This window comes from Phenylobacterium sp. (assembly GCF_035944335.1).
In the GTDB taxonomy this organism is placed as follows: Bacteria; Pseudomonadota; Alphaproteobacteria; order Caulobacterales; family Caulobacteraceae; genus Phenylobacterium.
On sequence record NZ_DASZBG010000052.1, the window covers coordinates 33171 to 58834 of the forward strand.

General features: G+C 69.9%; 21 protein-coding genes. 12 read left to right on the forward strand and 9 right to left on the reverse strand.

Annotation, left to right across the window (positions count from 1 at the left end; genetic code table 11):
- Positions 1 to 42: 42 nt before the first annotated feature.
- Positions 43 to 696: a YiiX/YebB-like N1pC/P60 family cysteine hydrolase gene (locus VGT80_RS09540; protein ID WP_327455147.1), complete on the reverse strand. Its 654-nt coding sequence runs from the start codon at positions 694 to 696 to the stop codon at positions 43 to 45.
- A gap of 313 nt (positions 697 to 1009) precedes the next feature.
- On the opposite strand from VGT80_RS09540, the gene VGT80_RS09545 reads away from it, so the two are divergent.
- The 8 genes from VGT80_RS09545 to VGT80_RS09580 all read left to right on the forward strand — a co-directional run bounded on the left by VGT80_RS09545 (position 1010) and on the right by VGT80_RS09580 (position 12454).
- Positions 1010 to 1840, forward strand: a complete 831-nt coding sequence (locus VGT80_RS09545) for an enoyl-CoA hydratase/isomerase family protein (RefSeq protein WP_327455149.1) — start codon at positions 1010 to 1012, stop codon at positions 1838 to 1840.
- Positions 1841 to 1920: 80 nt separating this feature from the next.
- Complete coding sequence (locus tag VGT80_RS09550; protein WP_327455151.1) at positions 1921 to 3531, forward strand: TIR domain-containing protein; 1611 nt, start codon at positions 1921 to 1923, stop codon at positions 3529 to 3531.
- A 256-nt stretch (positions 3532 to 3787) separates the two neighbouring features.
- Positions 3788 to 6655 carry a hypothetical protein gene (locus VGT80_RS09555; protein WP_327455153.1) on the forward strand — a complete coding sequence of 956 codons (2868 nt, stop codon included), beginning with the start codon at positions 3788 to 3790 and terminating at the stop codon, positions 6653 to 6655.
- A gap of 177 nt (positions 6656 to 6832) precedes the next feature.
- The gene (locus VGT80_RS09560; RefSeq protein ID WP_327455155.1) at positions 6833 to 8905 is read left to right on the forward strand and encodes an N-acetylglucosamine transferase; all 2073 of its coding nucleotides are present in this window, start codon (positions 6833 to 6835) and stop codon (positions 8903 to 8905) included.
- Complete coding sequence (locus VGT80_RS09565; protein ID WP_327455157.1) at positions 8902 to 10179, forward strand: FkbM family methyltransferase; 1278 nt, start codon at positions 8902 to 8904, stop codon at positions 10177 to 10179. The genes VGT80_RS09560 and VGT80_RS09565 overlap by 4 nt, the downstream gene beginning before the upstream one ends.
- Entirely contained in the window at positions 10176 to 11873 is a 1698-nt protein-coding gene (locus VGT80_RS09570; RefSeq protein ID WP_327455159.1) for a hypothetical protein, read from the forward strand. The genes VGT80_RS09565 and VGT80_RS09570 overlap by 4 nt, the downstream gene beginning before the upstream one ends.
- 82 nt (positions 11874 to 11955) lie before the next feature.
- Positions 11956 to 12132 (forward strand): hypothetical protein, encoded by a 177-nt coding sequence (locus VGT80_RS09575; protein ID WP_327455161.1) that lies wholly within the window; start codon positions 11956 to 11958, stop codon positions 12130 to 12132.
- A 109-nt stretch (positions 12133 to 12241) separates the two neighbouring features.
- On the forward strand, positions 12242 to 12454 hold the full coding sequence (locus VGT80_RS09580; RefSeq protein WP_327455163.1) for a hypothetical protein: 213 nt from the start codon (positions 12242 to 12244) through the stop codon (positions 12452 to 12454).
- On the opposite strand, the gene VGT80_RS09585 is transcribed toward VGT80_RS09580, so the two are convergent.
- Entirely contained in the window at positions 12451 to 12600 is a 150-nt protein-coding gene (locus VGT80_RS09585) for a lmo0937 family membrane protein (protein WP_327455165.1), read from the reverse strand. The genes VGT80_RS09580 and VGT80_RS09585 overlap by 4 nt on opposite strands.
- 81 nt (positions 12601 to 12681) lie before the next feature.
- The gene (locus VGT80_RS09590) at positions 12682 to 13884 is read right to left on the reverse strand and encodes a hypothetical protein (RefSeq protein WP_327455167.1); all 1203 of its coding nucleotides are present in this window, start codon (positions 13882 to 13884) and stop codon (positions 12682 to 12684) included.
- 163 nt (positions 13885 to 14047) lie between these two features.
- Between VGT80_RS09590 and VGT80_RS09595 the strand changes: the two genes are divergently transcribed.
- The 3 genes from VGT80_RS09595 to VGT80_RS09605 all read left to right on the forward strand — a co-directional run bounded on the left by VGT80_RS09595 (position 14048) and on the right by VGT80_RS09605 (position 15695).
- Positions 14048 to 14296, forward strand: coding sequence for a hypothetical protein (locus tag VGT80_RS09595; RefSeq protein ID WP_327455169.1), 249 nt, complete (start codon positions 14048 to 14050; stop codon positions 14294 to 14296).
- A 6-nt stretch (positions 14297 to 14302) separates the two neighbouring features.
- Positions 14303 to 14983: a fused DSP-PTPase phosphatase/NAD kinase-like protein gene (locus VGT80_RS09600; protein ID WP_327455171.1), complete on the forward strand. Its 681-nt coding sequence runs from the start codon at positions 14303 to 14305 to the stop codon at positions 14981 to 14983.
- Between the two features lie 100 nt (positions 14984 to 15083).
- Positions 15084 to 15695 (forward strand): 2OG-Fe(II) oxygenase, encoded by a 612-nt coding sequence (locus tag VGT80_RS09605; protein WP_327455173.1) that lies wholly within the window; start codon positions 15084 to 15086, stop codon positions 15693 to 15695.
- A gap of 105 nt (positions 15696 to 15800) precedes the next feature.
- Here VGT80_RS09605 and VGT80_RS09610 read toward each other — a convergent pair whose 3' ends face one another.
- The 3 genes from VGT80_RS09610 to VGT80_RS09620 all read right to left on the reverse strand — a co-directional run bounded on the left by VGT80_RS09610 (position 15801) and on the right by VGT80_RS09620 (position 19022).
- Positions 15801 to 16763: a mitochondrial fission ELM1 family protein gene (locus tag VGT80_RS09610; protein WP_327455175.1), complete on the reverse strand. Its 963-nt coding sequence runs from the start codon at positions 16761 to 16763 to the stop codon at positions 15801 to 15803.
- Between the two features lie 114 nt (positions 16764 to 16877).
- Positions 16878 to 17495 carry a DUF882 domain-containing protein gene (locus VGT80_RS09615; RefSeq protein WP_327455177.1) on the reverse strand — a complete coding sequence of 206 codons (618 nt, stop codon included), beginning with the start codon at positions 17493 to 17495 and terminating at the stop codon, positions 16878 to 16880.
- Positions 17496 to 17576: 81 nt separating this feature from the next.
- The gene (locus VGT80_RS09620; RefSeq protein ID WP_327455179.1) at positions 17577 to 19022 is read right to left on the reverse strand and encodes a L,D-transpeptidase family protein; all 1446 of its coding nucleotides are present in this window, start codon (positions 19020 to 19022) and stop codon (positions 17577 to 17579) included.
- A 186-nt stretch (positions 19023 to 19208) separates the two neighbouring features.
- Here VGT80_RS09620 and VGT80_RS09625 point away from each other — a divergent pair, with 186 nt between their 5' ends.
- Positions 19209 to 19730: an acyloxyacyl hydrolase gene (locus tag VGT80_RS09625; protein ID WP_327455181.1), complete on the forward strand. Its 522-nt coding sequence runs from the start codon at positions 19209 to 19211 to the stop codon at positions 19728 to 19730.
- Here VGT80_RS09625 and VGT80_RS09630 read toward each other — a convergent pair.
- Genes VGT80_RS09630 through VGT80_RS09640 form a run of 3 tightly spaced genes read right to left on the reverse strand, consistent with a single transcriptional unit; the run spans position 19718 to position 25502 of the window.
- Positions 19718 to 21160, reverse strand: coding sequence for an efflux transporter outer membrane subunit (locus tag VGT80_RS09630; protein WP_327455183.1), 1443 nt, complete (start codon positions 21158 to 21160; stop codon positions 19718 to 19720). The two genes, VGT80_RS09625 and VGT80_RS09630, sit on opposite strands and share 13 nt — an antisense overlap.
- On the reverse strand, positions 21157 to 24330 hold the full coding sequence (locus tag VGT80_RS09635) for an efflux RND transporter permease subunit (protein WP_327455185.1): 3174 nt from the start codon (positions 24328 to 24330) through the stop codon (positions 21157 to 21159). The genes VGT80_RS09630 and VGT80_RS09635 overlap by 4 nt, the downstream gene beginning before the upstream one ends.
- Entirely contained in the window at positions 24327 to 25502 is a 1176-nt protein-coding gene (locus VGT80_RS09640) for an efflux RND transporter periplasmic adaptor subunit (protein WP_327455187.1), read from the reverse strand. Before VGT80_RS09640 ends, VGT80_RS09635 begins: the two co-directional genes overlap by 4 nt.
- Positions 25503 to 25664: the final 162 nt, after the last annotated feature.

Genomic DNA, 25664 nt, shown 5'->3' on the forward strand with positions numbered 1-25664 from the left:
CTCCGGGGCGCGCCGTCCAGACCCGACCCGCGGCGGGCGGCTCTAGCGGCGGGTCGCCACCTGGGCGATCGGCTGCACCCTGCGATCACAGGCGAAGTCGGCCGGGGCGACGAAGCCGTAGCCGTCCCACGGGACCTTCAGGCCCACGGCCTCGAAGCAGCGGGCGACATATTCCGAGCAGATGAACTCGTCGTCCGGTCCGAGGGTGCGCGGCGTCTTCATGTGCAGGCGGCCGAGCGCGACGCGCAGCGCGATCTTGATCATCTCGCCTTGCGAGAACCTGTCGCCGAGCCGGTCGAAGGCGAATTCCGCCATGCGCTTCAGGGGCTTCTGGCGCGACTTGGCGGAAAGGCCCTCGTGGCGGGCGAGCAGGATCTTGCCGGGGTAGGGCGTGACGCCGCTGGATGTCCGGGTGATGAAGTCGCTGAGCGGCACGGCGCGCACGCCCAGGCGCTCGACGCACTCCAGCACGATCACCCGCTCGATATCCGGCAGCCGGAAGGCCATGGCCACGTGACTCCACGGGCTCTTCGTGGCCCAGCGGATCAATCGCGACATCGGCTCGTGGGCCGAACAGAGCAGCAGGTCGCCGTCGCGGACCAGCTTGCGGACCTCGGCGTAGGGCGTGGGCGGGAAGTCGTCGAAGACGGTGTCGGGAACGGCCATGGGCGAGGCGGAAACGTCGAGCTTGGCCATTCGATCCGCACGCGGTCCGGTGGCCCGAAAGGTGGCGCCCTTGTCATTGCGCGGGCGGACCCGGACGGGGACCCTGCGGCAGGGCCGGAGACCGCAGGGTGCGAGGCATGGTCGCGCTGATCGTCGTCGCCGTCGCCGGCCTGATCTGGACCGGGGCGGGGGCCGCCGCGCCGAGGGCCGGCACGCCGACCTGCGCGTCGGCGACATCGGCTTCCGGGTCGCACGCGACCTCTGAGGTCGCCCGCCATTCCCCTTGCCAGCCGCGCCGGCCGGCGTCTTAGCTGACAGGTGACGACGTAAAGGGATGGCCCCGATGAGCGAGACCCTGGCCAAGCCGGCCGCCAAACAAACCGACGAGGTGCTCTACGAGGCGGCCGACGGCGTTGCGGTGATCACCCTCAACCGCCCGGAGCGGATGAACACCATCTCCGGCCCCATGCTGGCCCAGCTCACCGAGCTGCTGCTGAAGGCCAACGCGGACCGCGACGTGCGCTGCGTGATCCTCACCGGCACGGGCCGGGCCTTCTGCGCCGGTCTCGACCTGGTGGACGCCACCAAGGGCTCGGGCATTGGCTCGGCGACCCAGGCGAGCGCGGTCTCCGTGAACCTCGACCTGCGCAACACGCCCCCCACCGTACTGTTCGCCATGGACAAGCCGACCATCTGCGCCCTGAACGGGGCCGCGGCCGGCTACGGCATGGACACGGCCCTGGGCTGCGACATCCGCATCATGGCCGAGGGCGCGAAACTGGCGGCGGCCTTCGTGAAGCGCGGCGTGGTGCCGGAGAGCGGCGGCACCTGGGTGCTGCCGCGCCTGCTCGGCTGGTCGAAGGCGGCCGAGATCATCTTCACCGGCCGCACCCTGTCGGCGAAGGAGAGCCTGGAGCTCGGCCTTGCCAACGAGGTCACGCCCGACGCCGAGCTGATGGACCGCGCCCGCGCCGTCGCCGCCGAGATCGCCGCCAACGCCCCGCTCGCCGTGCAGTCGGCCAAGCGGCTGATGCGGATGGGCCTGGAGGAGACGTTCAACGACCACGTCCACCACGTCTATCTGCAGTTCCTGCAGCTGGTGCGCACCCAGGACTTCCGGGAGGGCATGGCGTCCTTCCTGGAAAAACGCCCGGCCGACTTCAAGGGCCGCTGATCCGGCCGCGGGGCGAGCGACTTCTCGCTGCGCCTGGACCTCGCTAGGGTGACGCCTACCGCGGGGGTGGGCCGCGCCCGATGTCCGACGTCTTCATCTCATACGCCCGATCGACGGAAGCCCAGGCGCAGCGGATCGCCGAGGGCTTGCGGGCGCTTGGCTATGGGGTCTGGCGCGACGACGAGCTGCCGGCGCACCGGCTTTACGCCGAGGTGATCGCCGAGCGGCTGGCGGCGGCCAAGGCCGTCGTCGTGGTCTGGTCTGCCGACGCGGCCCGATCGGAGTGGGTGCAGTCGGAGGCCGACCGCGCGCGGAGCCAGCGCAAGCTGGTGCAACTGACCGTCGACGGCGCCGCGGTGCCGATGCCGTTCGACCGCATCGAGTGCGCCGACCTGACCGGCTGGACGGGCGACGTCGAGGCGCGCGGCTGGCGCAAGATCACCGCCAGCGTCGCCGACCTGGTGGGGGCGGCCGGCGCGCCCCGGCCCGCGGAGCCGCTGCCGCAGCTGCCCTCGAAGGGCAGCGTCGCCGTGGCGCCCTTCGCCAACCTGAGCAACGACCCGGAGCAGGACTATTTCGCCCAGGGCATGGTCGAGGAGATCGTCGGGGCCCTGGCGCGGTTCAAGTCGGTCTTCGTGATAACGGCGGGCTCGGAGCTGATCGTCCGCGGCGTGCCCATCAGCGCGCGCGAGGCGGCCCGCCAGATGGGCGTGCGCTACATCCTGGAAGGCAGCGTCCGCAAGGCCGCCGACCAGGTGCGGATCGCCGTCCATCTGATCGACGCCGGCGACGGCCGCGAGATCTGGACAGATCGACTGGACGGCACGCTGGAGGACGTCTTCGCCCTGCAGGACCAGGTCGCGCTGCGCGTGGCGGGGGTCATGGAGCCGACGGTGCTGGATCACGGCGCGCGCAGGGCGTGGACGCGCCCGACCAGCAACCTGGACAGCTATGATCTCTACCTGCGGTCCCTGCCGTTGTTCCATCTGTTCAAGAAGGACGAGATGCTGCAGGCGATCGAGCTGCTCGACCGGGCCATCGCCCTCGATCCGGACTTCGCGCTCGCCCTGTCGCAGTCCGCTGTCTGCCGCCGGCAGGTGATCGAGCACGGCTGGTGCGACGACCCGGAGGCCCACCGCCGCCGCGGACTGGCGCTGGCGGAGCGCGCGCTTGGATTGGCCAACGAGGACGCCCGGGTGCTGGCGCAGGTGGCTGTGAGCCTGCCGGGACTGGAAGGAACGGTCGACCGGGCGCTGACGATCATCGGACGCGCGCTCAAGATAAACCCGGCCTCGTCCTTCGTGTGGCTGATCAGCGGCGTCTTGCGGCTGCGCGACGGCCAGCCCGACGTCGCGGCCGAGCATCTCGAAACGGCGATCGGCCTCGATCCGATCTCATCCATCGGGGCGCTGGCCCGCATGTATCTGGCCTCCGCGCGGTTCCAGCAGGGGCGGTGGGACGACGCCCTGGCGCTGTTCCGGACGACGACCTTCCGCTTGCCGGTGAGCTATGTGGTGCTGGCCGCGATCCACGGACAGCTGGGGCAGACGCGCCAGGCGCAGGAGGCGCTGTCGCAGTTCGTCAGCCTCTCCGCCGGCGCTATCGACGACTTCGGCCGCATCTGGTTCCCCCGGGCGGAGCATCGCAAGCTGCTGATGGACGGCCTCGCCCTGGCCGGAACGACGGCCTGAACCGGTTCCCGGCGGGGGCCGAGGGCCGGCGGCGGGCGTGGGCCTCGGCGTGTTGCGGCGCCGTGGTGTAGCGCCGCGATGATTCAATCCGGGCGAGAATTGTGGCGAGGCGCCCAAATTCTGAATCCGGGCGTGGCGCCGATAACGATCTGGAAAGGTCTCTCCTTTACCAACCGAGGGTAACGCCAAGTCTAGTCGGCGTGCGGATTGCCCAACGAACGACAGAATATCGTTCGTGAAAACCAGGATGGTTTAGATGTCGATCTCGGCCCTTTCAGCAGCTCAGATTGCTGCCCTGTCGGTCACTTCGATCCAGGCCCTCACCACGACGGATATGGGGTCGCTGAATGCGACCCAGGTCGGGTCCATCAACGCCACGGATATTGCGGCGCTGGTCGGCACGCAGGTCGGCGCGATCACCGCCACCGGCGCCAAGGGCCTCAAGACCTCGCAGATCCCGCTCTTCAACAGCGCTGTGGTGTTCAACACCACCCAGCTGGTCGCCCTGGCCTCGACGCAGGTGGGCGCGCTGACCAGCACGCAGCTGGCGGGCTTCGACACCACCCATATTCATACCCTCAGCGCCGCCCAGCTCGGCGGCCTGTCCGGCGCCAACCTGTCTTCGCTGGTCGGAACCCAGATCGCGGCGCTCGACCAGACCGAACTGCGCGGCCTTAGCCAGACGCAGCTTGCGGGCCTCTCCACCGCCGACATCGGCGAGTTCAGCGCCACGCAGCTCGGCCAGCTGGCCACCACGCAGTTCGCGGGCCTCGCCACCACCCAGCTGTCGGTGATCACCACCACCCAGCTCGCCGGCGTCACCGCCCAGGAGCTGGGCGCGCTCAACGCCACCAAGCTTTCGGCCCTGACCTCGACCGAGACGGGCGCGCTCAACGCCACCCAGATCGGCGGCCTGACTAACGCCCAGCTCGCCGGGTTGTCGTCGGCGGACTTCGCCGAAATCACCTCGACGCAGATCGGCCAGCTCTCCGCCGGCCAGGTCGGCTCCCTTTCGGCGACGAACCTCGGCTCGCTGACCGTCACCGAGGTCAATGCCTTCACCCCGACCCAGCTGGGCGGCGTCACCGCCAGCCAGCTCAAGGGTCTCGGTGCGGCCGACCTCAACGAATTCACCACCACGCAGCTGAATTCTCTGACCAGCACCCAGCTGGGCGGCCTGAACTCGACGCAGCTTGGCCAGATCACCCAGTTCAACGCCTTCGACGCCACGCATGTGAAGGCGCTGAGCGCCACCCAGCTGGCGGGCCTGACCACCACGGCGGTCGGCCAGTTCACCACCACCCAGCTGTCGGCCCTGACGGCGACGCAGGTCGGCGCGCTCTCGGCGACCGCCTTCTCGTCGCTGAACAGCACCGATGTGGCGGCCTTCAACGCGACGCAGATCAAGGGCATCTCGGCCAACCAGCTGAAGGCCCTGAGCGCGGCCGACGTCGGCGAGTTCGCCGACACCCAGATCGGCGCCCTGACGCAGACCCAGATCGGCTCGCTCTCCGCGACCGCCTTCTCGGCGCTCAGCTCCACCCAGGTCGCCGCGCTCACCCAGACGGTCATCGGCGGGGTCACCAGCACCCAGCTGAAGGGCCTGTCGACCACCGACGTCAGCGAGTTCCTCGCGACCCAGATCGGCGCGCTCAGCGCCAACCAGCTCGGCTCGCTCAGCGCCGCCGACACCTCGGCGCTGGTCGGCACCCAAGTCGCCGCCCTGAACAGCACCGTGCTGCAGGGCCTGACCAACACCCAGCTGGCCGGTCTGTCGACCACCGACGTCGGCGAGTTCGCCGCCACCCAGGTGGCGGCGCTGAAGCCCGGGCAGATCGGCTCGCTCACGGCGGCCGCCTATTCGGCGCTCTCCGCGACCCAGGTCGGCGGCCTGGACGCCAGCCAGATCAAGGCGCTGACGACCACCCAGCTCGCCGGCATCTCGACCACCGACGTGGGTGAGTTCAACACCACGCACATCGGCGCCCTAACCGCGGCCCAGATCGGCGCGCTGTCGGCCACCAACCTCTCGGCCTTGGTGCAAACGCAGGTCAACGCGCTCACCGCGACCCAGCTGAAGGCGCTGTCGGTGACCCAGCTGGCCGGCATCAGCTCCACCCTGCTGGGCGAGTTCTCCGCCGCCCAGGTCGGCCAGCTCAGCGCCGCCCAGGTCAATGCGCTCAGCGGCGCCAACCTGGCGCTCCTGAGCACCACTCAGGTCGGCGGGCTCACCGGCACGCAGCTCGGCGGTCTGTCGACAACCAAGCTCGCGGCCCTGACCTCGACGCAGTTCGGCGTGATCGACGGCACCCAGATCAAGGGCCTGACCACCAGCCAGATCGGGGCCTTCACCTCGACCGAGCTGGGCGAGCTCACCGACACCCATATCCAGGGGCTGACGGCGACCCAGGTGGGCGCCTTCACCACCACCAATCTGGGCGCCCTGGCTACGACCCAGATCCAGCTCCTCAACACCACCCAGGTGAAGGGCTTCACGACCACCCAGTTGAAGAATTTCACCAGCACCCTGGTGGGTGAGCTCACTTCGACCCTGATCGGGGGTCTGACCGCCAGCCAGGTGTCCTCGCTCTCGGCGGCCAACGTCTCGGCCCTGACCACGACCCAGGTGACCGGCCTCAACGCCACCCTGATCAAGGCGCTGACCGCGACCCAGTTGCAGGGCCTCTCGGCCGGCGACATCGGTGAGCTGACCTCGACGCAGGTCGGTCAACTCGCGGCCGGCCAGGTCGCGGCGCTCTCGGCGGCCAACGTCTCGGCCCTGAACACCACCCAGGTGAACGCCCTCGGCTCGACGCAGCTGCAGGCCCTGACCAAGACCCAGGTCTCCGGCCTCTCGACCACCGACGTGGGCGAGTTCACCACGACCCAGCTCGGCCAACTGTTCGCCACCCAGGTGGGCGCGCTCAGCACCACGATCGTCGGCGCCCTGACCAGCACCGAAGTCGGCGCCCTGACGGCCACGCAGATCCCCGGGTTCACCACGACCCAGCTGCAGCAGCTGACCACGACGAGCATCGGCCTGATGAACGCGACCCAGCTGGCCGCCTTCACCCAGACCCAGGTTCAGAGCTTCAACGCCGCACAGATCGCGGCCTACCTCTAAACCAAGAAAAGTCGCCATCATCTCCAGCGCCAGGCGGTCCTCCGCCTGGCGCTTTTCTATGGGGAACAGCCGCCGGAGCGGCCGGCGTTAACGTTTGACTCACCATAACCGCCGAGCCTGCGGTCTGCGGCGGCCGGAGGTTCGGTCGCCCTGCTGCGCACAAGCCCGGGCCCCTTAGTGAACCAGGACCATTTCGTCGCCACGCTCCAGAGGATCACGACCGCCGAGGTCGGCCTCACGGAGCTGATCACCGCCGCGACGCAACTGGTCGACCAGGGCCAGGTGACGCTTGCCCAGCAGCTCTACCGCGTGTGGGTCAATCGGAACGGCGAGCATCCGCAGCGCTTCGTGGCGCTGTTCAACTGCGCCGTGCTGTCGAGCCAGGTGGGCGACCTTGCCGGCGCGCGCGACGAACTCAACGCCGCGATCTCGGGACACCCGGACTTCACGCCGGCCTACATCAATCTGGGCGGGGTGCTGGAGCGGCTGGGCGCGCCGGCCGCGGCCATGGAGCAGTGGAACGCCGTCCTGGCCCGGCTCGCGCCGGTCACCGGCGCCTCGGTGCAGCACAAGCTCGCCACCCTGAAACAGATCGCGCGGGCCACGGGCGAACGCCAGGACCTGGAGGCCGCCGAGGCGGCCATGGCCGAGTCGCTGGACATCAATCCGCACCAACGCGACGTGATCGAACAGTACGTGGCCGTGCGTCTGGGCCAGTGCAAGTGGCCGGTCGCCGAGCCGCGCGAGGGCCTGGACCGGCGCGAGATCGTCGCCGGCATGCATCCGCTGTCGATGGCGGCTTACACCGACGATCCGCTGCTGCAACTGGCCGCCGCGGCGCGCTACGTGGAGCAGTCGATCCGCGAGGAGGCGGGCGGCGCGGCCGACCGCCGGCACGCCGCGGTCGACCTGGCGACGCGGCGCCTGCGCGTCGGCTACGTCTCCTCCGACCTGCGCGATCACGCGGTGGGCTACCTGATGGCCGAACTGCTGGAGCTGCACGACCGGTCGAAGGTCGAGGTGTTCGCCTATTACTGCGGCATCCCTGCGAAGGACGGCCTGCAGACCCGCATCCGCGCCGCGGTGGAGACCTGGCGCGATATCCGCGAGCTCTCCGACGAGGCCGCGGCCCAACTCATCGCCGACGACGGCATCGACATCCTGGTGGACGTCAACGGCCACACCCGCGACGCCCGCACGGCGGTCTTTGCGAGGCGGCCGGCCCCGATCCAGGTGAACTGGCTGGGCTATCCCGGGACCATGGGCACGCCCTACCACCACTACATCATCGGCGACGACTGGATCACGCCCTCGGGCTCGGAGGCTTGGTACTCGGAGAAGATCCTGCGGCTGCCCTGCTACCAGCCCAACGACCGCAAGCGGGTCGTGGAGGCGAGCCGTCCGACGCGGGCCCAGGCGGGGCTGCCGGACGAGGCCTTCGTGTTCTGCTGCTTCAACGGCTCGCAGAAGATCACCCGCTTCACCTTCGAGCGCTGGCTGAAGATCCTCAAGGCCGTGCCCGGCAGCGTCCTGTGGCTGCTGGAGAGCACGGCGCCGACGCACGAACGTCTCAAGGCCTTCGCCGAGGCCTATGGCGTCGAGCCGTCGCGGCTGGTGTTCGCGCCGAAGATGGCCAACCCCTATCACCTGGCGCGCTATCCGCTGGCCGACCTGTTCCTCGACACCGCCCCCTACGGCGCCCACACCACGGCCTCGGACGCCCTGTGGATGGGCGTTCCGATGATCACCATCTCCGGTCGCGCCTTCGCCAGTCGCGTGTGCGGCAGCCTGGTGCGCGCCGCCGGCCTGCCGGACCTGGTCTGCGAGACGGAAGACGAATACATCGCGCTCGCCGTCGCCCTGGCCGGCGATCGGCCGCGGATCGCGGCCCTGAAGGCGCGGCTCATGAAGACCCGCGACACCTGCGATCTCTTCAACATGGAGAAGCTCGCGAGCCGCCTCGAGGGCCTCTATGGCGAGATGGTCGCCGACTATCGGGCCGGGCGGCTGCCGAGCCCGGACCTGACCAACCTCGAGACCTATATGGCGGTGGGCTGCGACCTCGACCACGAGGGCCGCGATCTCATGGCCTGCGCCGACTACCCAGACCTCTATCGCGCCGGGCTGGCGGGTCGCCACGCCGTACGGCCGCTGAAGCCCGACGGCCGCCTGTGGGCGGGCGAGCCCAAGCTGGCGGCCAACGAAACCGACATCCCCAAACCGCGCGTCAGGAGAGCCCGCGCCTCATGAACGCCGAAATCCTGCAAGACCTGCGCTTCCGCGGCTATGCGCCCCGCACCCTGCTCGACATCGGGGCGCATGTGGGGACGTTCACGCAGTCGTTCCTGCAAGCTTTCCCGGACTGCGCGCCGACCCTCGTCGAGCCCAACCCGTTCTGCCAGGACGCCCTGGGCGAGCTGCCCTACGAGCGGCACGCGGTGGCCGCCTCCAGCGAGGGCGGCCAGGCGACCCTGTTCCTGACCAAGGAATGGCTGCAGTCCACCGGTTCCTCGCTCTACCGGGAGAACACCGCCTTCTTCCGCGACGAGGTGGTCATCGAGCACCAGGTCGAGAAGGCGCGGCTGGACGACCTCTTCCGGGGCCGCCGCTTCGATTTCGTGAAGATCGACACCCAGGGCGCCGAGCTCGACGTGCTGATGGGCGGCGAGACGGTGCTGCGCCAGGCCGATTACATCCTGGTCGAGGTCTCGCTGGTCGATTTCAACGCCGGCGCGCCGCCCGCCGAGGCGGTGTTCGCGCAACTGGCGCGGATGGGCTTCCGCCACGCCGCGGTGACCGAGTTCCATCGCCTGCAGGGCGTCAACGACGGCGGCCTGTTGCAAATGGACTTCCTGTTCGAGCGCCAGGTTCGCCGGCCCTCGCAGAACTACGCCTACGGCCCGCTGCATGGGCACGAGCCGCTGATGGGCTGGCTGCGCCAGCAGAAGGCCGATTGCCCCGACTTCACCGTGATCGACGTGGGGGCGGCGGCCAATCCGTGGTCGGCCGACGTGCTCGACGCGACCTTCGACATGGGCGACTGCGCGTCCGCCCCGCTGCATTTCCGTGGCAATTTCAACGACCCGCGCGCCTGGGAGCCGGTGCTGAGCCACGTGGCCAAGCATGGCCGCTTCTCCTACTGCATCTGCTCGCACACCTTGGAAGACCTCGCCTATCCGGCCATCGCGCTCGAGATGCTGCCGCGCATCGCCGAGGCGGGCTATGTGGCGGTGCCGTCGCGCTATCTGGAGTCGCTGCGGCCCGAGGGGCCCTACCGCGGCTTCATCCACCACCGTTGGGTCATCGACAACGTCGGCCAGGACCTGATCCTCGCGCCGAAGCTGCCGCTGGTGGAATATCTGGCGCTGAGCGGCGAAGGCGCGTGGCCCGCCGCGCCCGATCGCTTCGAGTTCCAGATGATGTGGCGCGGCGCAATCAACTTCACGCCCATGAACGGCGACTACATGGGCCCCAACCGCGACCACGTGGTGGGCATGTTCGCCCAGTTCCTGGACCGCCCGTGAGCCTGCCAGCGCCACTCACGCCCGCGGCGGCCGAGACCCAGGTGGGTCGGCTGTTCGCCCTGGCGCTGGATCTGCGGCGCGAGGGCCGCCATGCCCAGGCCCTGCCGATCCTGGAACAACTGGCGATCCTGCATCCGGGGCGCATGGAGATCCGGCTGGCCCATGCGACGGCGCTGGCCGACCTCGGCCGGACGCTCGACGCCATCGCCCAGCTCAATGTGATCAAGACCCTGGGGGCCCCGCCCGAGGTCCTCGCCGCGATGCAGGCTCTGGCCGAGACCGCGGTGGGCAAGTTCAACCTGCACCTGGCGCGCGGCGAGGTGGCCGAGGCCGAGCGTTACGCCGCAGCCCTCGCCGAGCTGCTGCCGCAGAACACCGCCATGATCCAGGCGGCGCTGTCGTGCAACCAGACCCTGCAGCGCGCGCCGGAGGCGATCCGCTTCGCCCACCGCATCGTGGTGCTGGAGCCCGGCAACCGCGCGGCGCGGACGGCTCTGGCCGACCTGCTGCACGCCACCGGCGACATCGCCCAGGAGATCGAGCACCGCGTCGCCCTGGCCCTTGCGCCGGCCCCGGAGGCGGCGGCCCTGCTGCAGCTGCGCGACCTGCACGACGCCGCCGGCCTGATCCTTTGCCGCCCGCTGACCGCCCGCTCGCGCGACCAGCTCGACCAGTTGCTGAGCGCCGCACGGGCCCTGCAGGTCGAGACCCCGGCCGGCTCCGAATGGGAAGCCTGGGCCAAGCATTATGGCGCGCTGGTCGAGGCCCTCGACATGGACGTGGCGCTCCGGGCGCCTGCCCCCAGGCCGGCCGGCAAGCTGCAGATGATGGCGGCCGACGGCGAGAAGCTCGACTGGAAGAAGCTGCGGGCCAGGGCGCAGAGGCTTGGCGCGCGCTGCCTGTTCTTCGCTGCGGCGGACGAGGCTTACGTGGACCTCTATGCGCGCTGGTACGCGCTGTCGGTGCGGCGCTATGCGGACGTGCCGGCGCTGATCGTGATCCACGTGATCGGCGGCCGAAATGGGAAGAATGGAAGCGCCTTGAAGCGCATCGCCGAGAAGGTCGGCGTGATCGACGAGCGGCTGGTGTTCACCGCCGACGACTTCGACATGGGCGCCGTCACCACCACGATCCGCGACGCCCCGCCCAAGACCTGGACCGAGAAGCCCGTGGCGCACCTGCAGTCGGCCCGCTTTCAGCGGCTGGGGGCGCTGCTTTCGGAACTGGGACGCCCGGTGTTCGTGTCGGACATCGACCTGATCCTGCAGCGCGGGGTGGCGGACCTGCTGGACGCCCACGCGCATGAAGACGTGGTGCTGAACGAGAACGAGATCACCTTCAACGCCGGCTCGCGGCTGACGGCCAACCTGCTGCTGGTCAACCCGACCGCGAACGGCGCCGCGTTCGTCGGCGCACTCGCAGCCTATCTGGACGATCGGCTGGCCCGCCCGGAGGTCACCCGCTGGATCGACCAGGTCGGGCTGACGCTGGCGCGCCACAACCTGCAGCTCCACTCACCGAGCGCGAAGATCGGCTATTTCGACACCGCTTCAGACATCAACAATGTGATGTACCCGAGCTACCAGGATCACCCGTTCCGTTTCCTGTCGCTGTTCCATGGCTTCGACACCGCCAGCCTGGAGCACGATCCCAGAGTACTGGGCGAGGCCGGGATCGAAGCCAGCGCGGCCTGACCCACTGAGCGCGCGCCGCTTTTATTTTTGCTGATAAAACTGAGCCTTAGGAACGGCCTTCGTCCCCACGGGTTCGGAGGGCATGGGGACGAGCTATCAATTGATGCGCGAGGCGGAAGCCACCGAGCAACTGGCCCGGCTGGTGAGCTACGCACCGGACAAGCAGCGCCTGCTGCGCCTCGCCGAGGACCTGCGTCGTCGGGCCGAGGCGGCGGGCGCGCGGGAGGCCCGCTCCTGGCGGCCGCCGGAGCCGAGCTGAGCCTCGGTCGCGCCGAGGCCCGTTCAAACGGCGTTCAGGCGCAGACCTCTAGCAGAGCGCCGCGCTCGGCCCTCCGGCCGGGGCGCCGCTTGGATGCAGAGGTCGCCGCGTGGACAACGTCTATACCCTCGTCGGCTTGCGGGCCGACGGCGTCGCGCCGGTCGTGGACATCCGCCCCGCGAGCGAAGCCGATGGCGGGCTGCGGGCCGGCGCCGCCTTCCTGGCCGAGCATGCCAGCTGCAGCAAGGTCGAGATCTGGCTGGACGGCCAGATCCTGACCACGCTCAGCCGATCGGCTGAGCCGGCCGGAGAGGGTCTCTAGACCCCGCGGCGTCCGCGCATGAAGTGCAGAACAATCAGCACCACCGCAATGAGCAGAAGCAGGTGGATGGCCGCCGTGGTCACGTGGAAAGCCAGGAAGCCCAGCAGCCACAGGACCACCAATACCGCCGCGATGATGCCAAACATTATTGTCCCTTTCGTCAGTCGCCGGGGATCGCCCGACGATGAGCTTCACAATGCATCGACGAACTTGGAGGTTCCCGGGGCTCAGGCCTGCGCCGGTTCGAACCGCCGGCGCGTGAGGATCAGGATTACCGCCATGGCCGCGCAGGCCGCCAGGCCCAGCCCGGCGTCGGTCAGGTAGGTTCCGACCAGGCCGCCCGACCCATAAGCGTGGCCGTCGATCACCTGCATGTAGGTGATCGGCACGGTGACGGCGGCCGTCAGGATGGCGAACTCGGTGGCGGCGAAGGGATTGTCCTTCCCCATGGTGCGGAAGATGACCACGTTGGCCGTGGCGAGCGCCGCCGACTGGGCGATGTTCTCGCCGCCCATGGCGAGGAGGAAGACGCCCGGGGTGCGCGGCAGGACGATCAGGCTGAGCGTGAACAGCGCGCCCAGTGTGCCGATGCCGAGGTAGAGCGCGCGGGGCGGGATGCGGTCGGCGAGCCGGGGCACCAGCAGGCTGCCGATGACGCCGGCCACGGTGACGCCCGCGCCGCCGGCCAGCGAAACGAACCGCTCGGACGCCGAATAGTCGCGGCCGAGGCCGCCCAGGGTATTGGTGAGCGCGAAGGAGGCGGCGGGCACGGCGAACAGCAGCACCGTCAGGAGCACCGAGGGCCGGCGCACCAGCGCCATCAGGTCGCTGAAGAACTGGCCGAAGCTCTCGCGCGCCAGGCGGCGGTCGGGCGGCGGTCCCTGGATGAACAGGCAGACGAGCGCCGGCGCGGCGGCCACCAGGCCCAGGACCAGGGCGCCGAACCCGGAGGGCAGCGCGCGTATCAGGCCCGTGCCGACGATCGCGGTGATCCCGAAGCCCGCGATATTGGCCACGGTCAGCCAGGCGCCCAGGCGGGAATCGTCGGTCTTGACCACCAGACTGCCCAGCCAGCCGCCCGCCGCGGCGACCGCGAGGCTGACCGAGAAGAAGGTGGCGAACAGCAGCCAGCCGAGCAGCGCCAGGTTTTCCAATTCGAGCAGCGACAGGGTGGTCAGCAGGCCGCCCAGCAGGGTGAAGGCGATGGTGTAGGTCTTACGGCTGAACCGGACGTCGAGGATCGGCGAGACCGGGACGCAGGCGAAGCCCGCCAGGAGCGCCAGCCCGGTGATCTCCGCGATCCGCGGCTCGGGCACGTGCAGGGCTGCGAGCAGCTGGGGCACGATGAGCAGGGCCACCGCCCCGGTGATGCCTAGCGGCAGACTGGTCAGGCCCATGACCCAGACAGGGGGCGCCCGCTTGCTGGCCATGGAATCCCCCAACGCCGCTACGATCAGGTGAACAAAGCTCATCCGGGGGAAAACGGCAAATCGCAGTTCGCCGAGCGCCCTGCGGGGCGGGTGCCTGTGGCTTCCGCACAAGCGAGGCTGTGAGCAGAGCGCCGGCGAGGCGCCGCTGCGTTGGCGGCCGCCTGTGGGGCTGCGAGCCGCGCGCGCCCAAGCTGTCCTGCGCCACGCCCGCCCACGACTGCGGCCGCCCGTCGGGCTGTCCTCGCTGGAGATTGCCTCGCGCTACGCCTATGTGGGGCGCTCACGTCCGACCTTCGATGCGCGGACCTCGCCGGTGATGGGAGCCTATGCCGACATGCAGGTGAGCGCGGTGGTGCAGTCGACGCCGGAGCGGCCCCGGATCGCCGGCGTCGTGCCGGGCAAGTCTTTCTAGGCCGCCATGCCGTCATCCCGCGACCCCAGGCCGTTCGACGTCGCCACGCCGGGCGGGCGGCTGCGCGCCTATTGGGATTTCCTGTGGCAGGACCACGCGGTGCTGCGGCTGGCGTTCCGCAACGCCCATTGGGTGGCCGATGACCTGGCGCGCAGCAACCAGCCCTGGCCCCACCAGCTGGCGGACTGGAAGCGGCGTGGGATCCGCACGGTGATCAGTCTGCGCGGTGGCACCGAGGGCAGCCACCACGTCATCGAGCGGGCGGCGTGCGAAGCCCTGGGCTTGCGGTTGGTGACCTTCCGGCTGGGCTCGCGGGAGGCGCCAAGCGCCGGGCAGGTGCGGGCCGCCAAGGCGCTGTTCGAAACCATCGCCTATCCGGCGGTCATCCATTGCAAGTCAGGCTCCGACCGCACCGGCCTGATGGGCACGCTGTACCTCCACCTGCGCAAGGGCTTGCCGATCCGCCAGGCGCGGCGGCAGCTGGGGCTTCGCTTCGGCCACCTCGCGCACGGCGAGACCGGGCTGCTCGACTACGTCTTCGAGCGCTATCTGGCGGAAGGCGAACCGGCCGGTCAGACATTCCTGCAGTGGACGCAGAGCCCGGCTTACGATCCTGTGGCGCTGAAGGCGGCCTATCGGACGAAGGGGCCGGCGCGGTGGATCGAGCGGTTGCTTTCGCGGGAGTAGGCGATTTTCTTGTCCTGGCCTTGAGGACCGCGCCGCGCGGCGTCGTCCCGAGGAAGACAACCGGCGTGTTATGGGTGCGCGCCGCAAGAGGGCCTGGTTGATGTCGGCGTTGAACTGGAAGCGGCTGGAGTCGGCGAAGCTCCACACCGATCCCTTCCAATATTTCCACGTCGCCGACGCCCTGGATCCGCAGGCGGCCGCGCGCGTGCCGGCCGAATTCCCGAGCGTCCCCGGCCCGGGGTCTTTTTCCCTGCACGACGCCCCGCCGGGACCGGTCCTGACGGAGGTCATCGCGGACCTGCAATCCGGGCGTTTCCGCGCGCTGATGAGCCGGCTGTTCGACCTAGACCTGACGGACGCCTCCACCATGGTCACGATCCGCGGCGAGAGCGGCCCCCGGGACGGCTTCATCCACCGGGACTCGAGGTCGAAGATCCTTTCCCTGCTGCTCTACCTGAACGAGGACTGGGCGGGCGGGGAGGGACAGTTGCGGCTGCTCCGCAGCAGGTCCGACATCGAGGCCGTGGCCGCCGAGATCCCCTCCGGCATGGGCTCCCTCGTGGTGTTCCGCCGCTCGGACAACTCCTGGCACGGGCACACGCCCTACCACGGCCGCCGGCGCGTGCTGCAGTTCAACTATGTCCGCGGCGCCCAGACCGGCGTGGTGAGCAACATCCGCCACCGGCTGTCGGCGATGGCGAAACGGCTCTAGCGCGCATCCCGCCAAAGTGGACACCGGTTTGGCGATGAGGATGCGCGCCAGCAAGAATAGCGACGAGCCTGTTCATCCCGGTTGGCGGGCCAACCGGGACAGGCTCTAGCCGCGCGCGGCCAGGAGCTTGCGCACCTCGCGGGCGGCGTCCTCGGTGGCGTCGAGGCGGGGGCGCGGACCCGACGCCGACTCCGCGCCGTCGAACAGCCGCGCATAGCCGCGATCCACCAGGGTCTGGATGAAGCCCTCGTGGCGCCGGCGCACCGTGGCGGTGAAGATCTCCACCGGATGCGGCGTCGCCAGGGCTTCGGAGATCATCGAGACGCTGTCGCCGGTCACCACCAGCCGGTCGGCGATCGCCAGCACGCCGGCGTAGGGATTGTCGCCGGCGCCATCCCAGACCCACAGGGCCGGATCCGACCGCGCGGCCGCGGTGAAGACGGCGAGCGCTTCGTCGGGCGTGCGGCGGGAGGCGACGATGGCCGCGCCGCCGCCGGTCGCCCGGCCAAGGGTGGTCAACCGCTCCAGCAGCAGCGCGGCCTCAGCCTGGCCGAAGGGGCTGTTCTTGGTCGGCCCCCCCAGCAGCACCCCGGTGAGCGGCCGTGGCAGGTGGGCCAGTCGCGGCGTCCACGACGCGCCCGCCGCGGCGAGGCGGTCGGGTGTCAGGTCGTGCAGCGCGGTCAGCACCTTCAGCACCTTGGGACCGGTGATGTCGTCGTGCTCCATGGCCACGATCAGGTCGAAGACGCCCGGATCGGCGAGCGGATCCTGCACGTGCACCAGCAGGGGCCGGCCGCCCGCGGCCGCCTTAAGGGCCGCGCCGGCCACGCCGGCGCGGCGCCCGCAGGTGACGATCAGGTCGGGCCAGGGGGGTCCGAGCGGCGCACCGTCGCCGGCCTCGATGGCGCCCAGCACGCCGGGCCAGCCAGCGCGGAACCAGCTCCATGGCCAGCGCAGGCCGACGACCCGCTCGGCGACGTCATCGGCGGCCGCCAGGGCCAGGCCGCGGGCCTGGCTGCGCATGCCGGCCTCGCCCGTGGTGAGCGCCCAGGCGGTCAACTCGGCCATGATGTCCGGCAGGTGAGGATGGCGAGTTCCCATCGAGCTTACGCGGGGCCGCGGACGGCACGCCTCGCTTAGCTTCGGACCGCCGGCTTGTCGACGCCGGAGCCTATGCGCGCGCTAGACGCCCTGCCAGGTGCGCACGCGCGCCACGTCGACGTGCACGAAGTTCGATACCGGATATAGGCCGACGCCGCCCGCCCTCAGGCTGAGGGCGGCCTTGTGCAGATGGCCGAGTTCGACGCCCTCGACGCGGATGTCGGAGGCCTTGCCGAGCATGTGCTGGCTATGTTCGGCGACGCCGGAGCTGTGGGCGTGCATCGCCGCGTTGCTGGCCGGCGAGCGGTAGCCGGAGATGATCTGGAAGGGCTGCTTCGTCTCGAGCTGCTGAGAGATGCCGTGCAGCACGTCGAACAGCTTCGGGTCCATGAAATGCTCTTCGCCGTTGCGCCAATCGCGCAGGGCATGCTGGGCCGCGGCGAGCGCGTCGGGCACATAGGCGCCCTTCTCCCAGTAGACCTCGTCGAACCTGTCGCCGGTGTGCAGGTTGTGCAGCGTCACACGCCGGACGCCGGCCAGGGCCGCGGAGAGCATGGCCGCCGGGGCCGGGACCACCAGATCGGGCGGAGCCAGGGGCGCGGCCTTGAGGATCTCGCCCTGCAGAACGGACGGGATCGCGGCCGCCACGGCGGCCATTCCGGCGCCGAACAGGACCTGACGACGGGCGATGGCTTGCATTCACGCTCCCTGAGCCGGCTTGGGTTGGAGGCCGGCCCTGACTTGCCTGGCCCGCTCAACTGCGGACTGGGAGCGCGAAGATCAAGCGTGGCTGGCTAAAGATGCGTCAAGCTGCCGCAGCGTAGCCGCGTCCCAGCCGTAAACGTCGTCGCGGAACGAGACCTGGTCGCCCTCGACGAAGGCGGTCCAATAGTAGATGCGCACCGGCACCTGCTGCTTCAAAGGCACGTTGAGCGTGTCATTGCCGGCCATGGTCTGGTCGACCTTCTCCGGCGACCAGCCGGCCTCGTGGCCCAACAGATATTTGGCGAGGTCCGCCGCCCTTTCCAGCCGCACGCAGCCATGGCTCGCCGAGCGCTGGGTCTGGTTGAAGGCCGCCCGTGAGGGCGTGTCGTGCAGGTAAACGGAGTAGGGGTTGTCGAACAGGAATTTCACCTGGCCAAGCGCGTTGCCGGGCCCCGGCTGCTGGACGAGCTTGCCGCCGTCGTTGGTGAAGTGGTGGGCGGCCAGATAGTCCTCGCCCTTCGGGATCAGCTCGTTCTGGGCGATGTCCTCGGGCACGTTCCAGGTCGGGTTCAGCACCACGGTGTGAATCTTCGAGGCCACGATCGGGGTCTCGTCGCCGGGCTTTCCGGCCACCACCAGCATGTGCATCGCCGGCTGGCCATCCACGTAGAGGTCGAAGAGGCCGGCGGAGCTGTTCACCTCGATGCGGGTGGCGGGTGTGTCGCGCGGCGCCCAGCGCCAGCGTTCCAGGTTGGCGCGGAGCTGCGCGGCCCGCGCCACGGCGGGCACGTTCAGGGCCGCGACCGTGGGGGCGTCGGCGATGCCGGTCTCCTTCAGCCCGTGGCGATGCTGGAAGCGCTGCACCGCCTGGGCGAGGGCGCCGTCATAGGGGGCGTTCGCCGGCGTCTGGCCGAGGCTTGCGTCCTCGAAGGCCAGGCGCTGGCGCAGGGCCACGATGCGCGGATCGCGGCTGCCGGGGCGCAGGTCGCCGCCGGGCGGGATCGGCTGCCAGCCGCCGGCCTCGGCGATCTTCAGATAGGTCAGGTAGCCCTTGCGCAGCAACTCGTACTGCGGGGCCGGCGGCGGCAAGCTCGCCAGCCATTGCGGCAGCTGGTTCTGCGCTGCCGCGGCCTGGAATTCCGGCGTCGGATCGTAGTGGGCCTGCGAGCGCATGCCCCAGTTCTTGTCCATGCCCGACTTGGGGATCGCAAAGCCGTGCTGGGCCCGGGCGTAGGCGAGGATTTCCGCAACCAGCCGCCCCTGGGCCGCGGCGCGGGTCGCCGCGTCGCGCGATTTCAGCCCGTCCTCGATGCCGGTGGTCGGAAAGGCGCCCGGCGCGAAGCCCTGGCTCGGCGCATCGGCCAGCACCTTGAGGACCTGTTCCGCCTGCTGCGACTGCAGCGCGGTCTGGGAGGCGGCCTGCGGCTGGCCCGCGCGGTGGCAGGCGGCCAGCGGCGCCGTCAGCGCGGTGGCGGCCAGGGCCGCGATCAGCCATCCGCGCCCCCGGGGGCCGCGGGTCATCGGGAAATCCATGCACTCAGCTTCCTCGTGTCACCTACAACGACAACGCCGGGCGCGAAGCTTGGTTGTTGAGAAAGCTGCGAACGCCGTGACTTAACCCACGACCTGGACTTTGGGCCTATGCTGGCGGGCTTGGGCGGAGCTTGGCGGTCGCCGGCGCGTTGCAGCCTTGGAGGAAACGCCCAAATGCGATCAACCATCCTGTGCCTTGCCGCCGGCCTGAGCCTCATCGCCGGAGCCGCCTCGGCGGGCGAGGTCTTCGTCGGGGCCTACGATCACGACGTGCATATCTTCGCCATCGGCGGCTTCGAGCATGGGGCCGAGCTCTCCGCCGGCTACCGGACCTCGCCGCTCGACGGCCTGTCGATCATCGGCCGGCCCAGCGCCTACGGCTTCGGCGCGGCCAATACCTCAGGCGGCCTGAACTATGCCGCGGCCGGCTTCTCCTGGCGCTTCGGCGACCAGTTCTACCTGCGGCCGGGGATCGGCGTCGGCGTTCACAACGGCACGGTCGGCAAGTTCCAGGTCGGCAACGAGCTGAATCTGGGCTCCCGGGTGCTGGCGGAGCTCGAACTCGGCGCCGGCTGGCAGTTCAGTCCGAAGATGTCGGTGGAAGCCTCGCTGGTGCACATGAGCCATGCGCGGCTGGCCGGGAAACAGAACCCGGGCCTCGACGACGTGGGCCTGCGGTTCAACTACCGGTTCTGAGCCGGCGGCAGCGTCCGAATGAGCGGATCGCCGCCGATCGACCGGTAGAGCGCCACGAGGTTCTGCGCCCGGATCAACCGCGTGGCCGTGAGGCTGCGCCGCGCGCTGTAGAGGGTGCGCTGGGTGTCGAGGGCGTTGAGGTAGGGGTCGATCCCCTCGCGGTAGCGGGCGAGCGACAGGTTGTAGGAGGTGGTGGCGGCGGCCAGCAGGCCCTGCTGCGCCGACATCTGCTCGTCGATGGTGCCGCGCCGGGCCAGCGCATCGGCGACCTCCCGGAAGGCTGTCTGGATGGCGAGCTGGTACTGGGCGACGGCGGCGTTCCGCTGGCCCCGGGCCAAGGCGAGGTTCCCGAGATTGGCGCCGCCGGTGAAGATCGGCAGCGAGACGCCGCCCTGCCCCTGCCAGTGGAAATTGCCGCCCGAGAACAGCGAGCCGAGCGCGGGGCTGGCGAACCCCGCCAGGCCGGTCAGGCTGATGGTCGGGAAGAAGGCCGCCCGCGCCGCGCCGATCTGGGCATTGGCGGCGCGCAGCTGGTCTTCGGCCTGGAGCACGTCGGGGCGCTGCAGGAGAATGCGCGAATCCAGCCCCGCCGGGACCTCGCCAAGCAGTCCGTCGACGGTCTCGATGGAGGCGGGCAGGTCGGCGTCAGGCACGGGTGCGCCTTCCAGCAGTTGCAGGGCGTTGCGGTCCTGCGCCACCTGGGTGGTCAGCGAGGCGACGTCGGAGCGCGCCTGCTGCAGCAGGGTCTGGGCCAGGCTGAGGTCGCTGCGCGGGGCGACGCCGCCGCTGAGGCGCGCCTGGGTCAGCTCGACGGTGCGCTGGGCGCTCGCCTCCGTGTCGCGGGCGATGGACATGTCGCTGCTGTCGGCGGCGTAGGCGAGATAGGCGTCGGCCACCTCGCCGACCAGCACCAGGCGCGCGGCGCGGGCCGCCGATTCCGTCGCGAGGTACCGCTCCTGGGCCGCGCGGCCCAGGCTGCGCAGCCGGCCGAACAGGTCGATCTCGAAGGACGTCAGGCCGATATCGGCGCCATAGCTGTGCACGGTCTCGCGGCGGGTGGCCGGGACGCCGTTGGGGCCCACCGTGGTCACCGGGCTGCGGCTTTCGGCGGCCGTGCCGTTGGCGCTGATCTGCGGGAACAGTTCCGAGCGCTGCACGCGGTACTGGGCCCGGGCGATCTGGATATTGGCCATGGCGAGGCGCAGGTTCTGGTTGTTGACGAGGGCGCGGTCGATCACGGCCTGCAGGTGCGGATCGCGGAACACCTCGCGATAGGTCAGCGAGGGACCGGCCTGCGGGGTCGGCGCGGAATAGGCCGCCCCGACCGGCCAGCTCACAGGGACGGCCGGCGCCGGGCGCACATAGTGCGGCTCCAGCGTGCAGCCGGCCAGCGCCGCGGCCGCGACCAGGGGGAGGAGCGTGCGCCTCACGCCGGCGCCTCCTGCCCGTTCCCGGGCGACGGCCCCTCGGCCTTGCGGTCGCCGCGGTGGAACAGCTTGCGCACCAGGACGAAGAACATGGGCACGAAGAAGATGGCCAGCAGGGTCGCCGTCAGCATGCCGCCGATCACCGCGGTGCCGATGGCCAGGCGGCTCTTGGCGCCCGCCCCCGTGGCGATGGCGAGCGGGAACACGCCGGACATGAACGACAGGCTGGTCATGATGATCGGGCGCAGCCTCAGGCGCGCGCCTTCGAGGGCGGCCTCGACCGTGCCGCGCCCGCGCTTCACCGCCGCCTCGGCGAATTCGACGATCAGGATCGCGTTCTTGGCCGACAGGCCCATGGTGGTCAGCAGCCCCACCTGGAAATAGACGTCGTTGGAAAGGCCGCGCAGCCAGACCGCCAGCGCCGCCCCGACCAGCCCCAGCGGGATCACCACGATGACCGACAGCGGCACCGACCAGCTCTCGTAGAGGGCCGCCAGGCACAGGAAGATCACGATCAGCGACACGGCATAGAGCATGGGCGCCTGGCCGCCCGAGAGGCGCTCCTGATACGACAGCCCGCTCCAAGCCGCCGAGACGCCGGGCAGCCTGGCGACGATGTCGGTCATGTGCTGCATGGCCTCGCCGGTGCTTTTGCCTTCCGCTGCGTCGCCCTGGATTTCATAGGACGGCAGGCCGTTGAAGCGGCTGAGCGTGGTGGGCGCCTGGCTCCAGCTGGTCCGGGCGAAGGACGAGAACGGGGCCATGTCGCCGCTGGCCGAGCGGACGAACCAGTCGCCGAGGTCTTCCGGCCGGCTGCGGTAGGCCGCGTCGCCCTGCACAAAGACCCGCTTCACCCGACCTCGATCGACGAAGTCGCCCACGTACTGGCCACCCCAGGCCGCGGTCAGGGTCGAGTCGACCTGCGATTGGGAGAGCCCCAATGCGCCGACCTTCTCCGGGTCGATGTCGACCTTGAGGGTGGGCGTGTCCTTCAGCGAGTTTTCCCGCACGCCACTGAGGACGGGGTCCTGCCGGGCGGCGGCGAGCACCTGGTTGAGCCGCGCGGCAAGTTCGTCGTGGCTGAGGCCTCCGGTATTCTCCAGCTCCATGGTGAAGCCGCTCGACTGGCCAAGGCCCCGCACCGGCGGTGGGTTGAGCGCGAAGAATTGGGCGTCGCGCATGTGGCCCAGGTGCTGCATGGCGCGCGCGGCGATCGCCTGGGCGGCGTTGTCCGATCCCTTGCGGTGGTCCCAGGGCTGCAGGTTGAGGAAGCCCCGGCCTGCATTCTGGCCCGACCCGGCGTTGTTGCCGCCGAGCACGGTGAACATGGCCCCGACGTTGTCCTTCTCCTCGACGAGGAAGTAGTGCTCGATCTCCTTGGCCACGGCCATGGTTCGGCCCTGGGTGGCGCCCGGCGGGAGGGTGAACTGCAATTGGAGCGCGCCCTGGTCTTCCTGCGGCAGGAAGCTGGTGGGCAGGCGAATGAAAATGACCACCAGCACAAGCACGACGGCGCCGTAGACGACGAGGGCCGGGACCAGGTTGTCGATGACCTTGCCCACCGCGTCGCGGTAGCGGTCGGCGTTGGCGAAGAACCAGCGGTTGAAGCGTTCCCCGAACCGGCCGAGGTGGCGGTCCAGCCAGCTGCCGTCGTGGTGCGCCTCGCTGGGCCGCTTCAGGAGGTTGGCGGCGATCGCCGGCGACAGCACCAGCGCGACGAGCACAGAAAGCGCCATGGTGGAGACGATGGTGATCGAGAACTGGCGATAGATCACGCCCACCGAGCCGCCGAAGAAGGCCATCGGCAGGAACACCGCCGACAGGACGAGGGCGATGGCGATCAGCGCCATCTGCACCTGGTCCATCGACTTGATGGTGGCTTCCCGCGGCGACAGGTCGGGCTCTTCCGACATCACCCGCTCGACGTTCTCGACCACGACGATGGCGTCGTCGACCAGCATGCCGATCGACAGCACCATGGCGAACAGGGTGAGCACGTTGATGCTGAAGCCGGCGGCGCCGAGGATGCCGAAGGTGCCGAGCAGCACGACCGGCACGGCGATGGCCGGAATCAGCACCGCGCGCCAGTTCTGCAGGAAGATGAACATGACGATCACCACCAGCAGGACGGCCTCGAAGAGCGTCTGCACCACCTCGCGCACCGACAGCTTGATGAAGGCGGTGGCGTCGTTGGGATAGGCGACCTTGTAGCCGTAGGGCATCGACTTGACGCGGCTGTCGATCGCGGCGCGCACCAGGGCGGCGGTCTTCAGGGCGTCGGCCCCGGGCGTGAGCGAGACCGCGATGCCGGCGCCGGAGTGGGCGTTCAGCCGGCTGAACTGCGCATAGCTCTCGCTGCCGAGCTCGATGCGGCCCACGTCCTGCAGCAGGACCTTCGATCCGTCGGCCTGGGTCTTGACGATGATCTTGCGGAACTCTTCCGGGCTGGTCAGGCGCGAGCGCGCGGTCACCGTCGCGTTCAGCATCTGGCTGTCGGGGGCCGGCTGGCCGCCGATCTGGCCGGCGGCGACCTGGGTGTTCTGGGCCTGGATGGCCGTGATCACGTCGCTCGGCATCAGCTTGTAGCTGGAGAGCTTGTAGGGATCGAGCCAGATGCGCATGGCGTACTGCGAGCCGAACACATTGGTGTCGCCGACGCCCGGGATCCGCCCGATCGCCTCCTGCAGGTTGGAGACCAGATAGTCCGAGACGTCGGCGCTGGTGCTGCGGTCGGTCTCGTCATAGACCGCGACCACCATCAGGAAGTCGGGGTTTGACTTGACGACGGTCAGGCCTTGCTGCTGCACCTCTTGCGGCAGGCGGGAGAGCGCCTGCTGCACCTTGTTCTGCACCTGCACCTGGGCGATGTCGGGGTTGGCGCCCTTCTGGAAGGTGCAGGTGACGTTGACCTGGCCGGCGGAATTGGAGTTGGTCTGGAAGTAGATCAGGCCGTCGATGCCGGTGAGCTGCTGCTCGATGATCTGCGAGACGCTGGTCTCCAGCACCTCGGCCGAGGCGCCGGGATAGCTGGCGCGGATGTTGACCTGCGGCGGGGCGATGTCCGGGTACTGTTCGACCGAGAGCGAGCGGATGCCGAAGGCGCCGGCCAGCATGATCACGATGGCGATCACCCAGGCAAAGATCGGCCGGTCGATGAAGATCCTCGAGATCATGCCGGACTGCTGCCCGGCCGGCCGCGGCCGCGGCCCCCGCCGGGCGGCCCCTGCCGCTCCGGAGACCCTGCCGGCACTGGCCGCACCGCCTGGCCCGGTTTGACCCGGTCGAGGCCCTCGGTGATCACCCGGTCGCCGGCCGCCAGGCCGCTGGTCACCAGCCACTTGTCGCCCACTGTCCGACCGGCCGTGATGGCGCGCAGCGCCGCCTTGTTGTCGGGGTCCACGACATAGACCGTGGCGTTGCCGCGGGGGTCGCGGGAGACCGCCTGCTGCGGGACGAGGATCGCGTTCTGGGCGATCGCCTGGGACAGGCGCGCGCGGACGAACATGCCGGGCAGCAGCAGCCCCTGGGGATTGGGGAAGCGGGCGCGCAGCGTCACCGAGCCGGTGCTCGGGTCGACGATCGCCTCGGCGAACTCGATCTGGCCGAGGTGGGGGTAGGGGCTGCCATCCTCCAGGACCAGCTGCACGGGGGCGGCGGCGGCCGTGGCGCCGCCGCTGGAGAGCTCACGACGCAGGGCGACGATCTCGGCGCTCGACTGCTGGATGTCGACGAACATCGGGTCGAGGCGCTCGATGGTGGTCAGCGCCGTGGCCTGGCCGCTGGTGACCAGCGCTCCGGTGGTCACCATGGAGCGCCCGATCCGGCCACCGATCGGGGCGGGCACGCGGGTGTAGCGCAGGTTGATGTTGGCGGTCTGCAGGGCGGCCTTGTTCTGGGCGATCTGGGCGGCGGCCTGTTTCGCGGCGGCGAGCGCGTCGGTGTAGTCCTGCTTGCTGACCGCCTCGATGTCGGCGAGCGGCTTGTAGCGGGCGGCCTTGGCCTGCGCCGCGGCGTAGCTTGCCTGGGCGTTGGCGACATTGGCCTGGGCCTGGGCGGCGGCGGCCTGGTAGAGGCTCGGGTCGATTTCGTAGAGGGCCTGGCCCTGCCGGACGACCGAGCCTTCGACGAACCGCCGCGCGCGGATCACGCCGTTCACCTGGGGCCGCACCTCGGAGGTCTCGTAGGCCGTCGTGCGCCCGGCCAGCTCGATATCGAGGGGCACGCTCTGGCTCGCGACGACCACATAGCCGGCCTCCGGAGTCTGGGGACCCCGCTGCTGGGTCTTGCCTCCGCAGCTGGCGAGCAACAGGAGCAGAGGGATGAGAGGCAGATGGTGTCGCTTCATCCGCGTAGAGACCTGCAATGTGAGCGTGTGGCCGGCGGCCGTAGCCGCTTCAGGCCCGGTCCGCCAGTCCTTTGATGAAAGCACGCGAACGAGGCTGGGGTCATTCGTCCCCAATAGGCTCAGGAGTTTGTCTGTTTGTTGCGGAAAACAGCCGACTTCAGA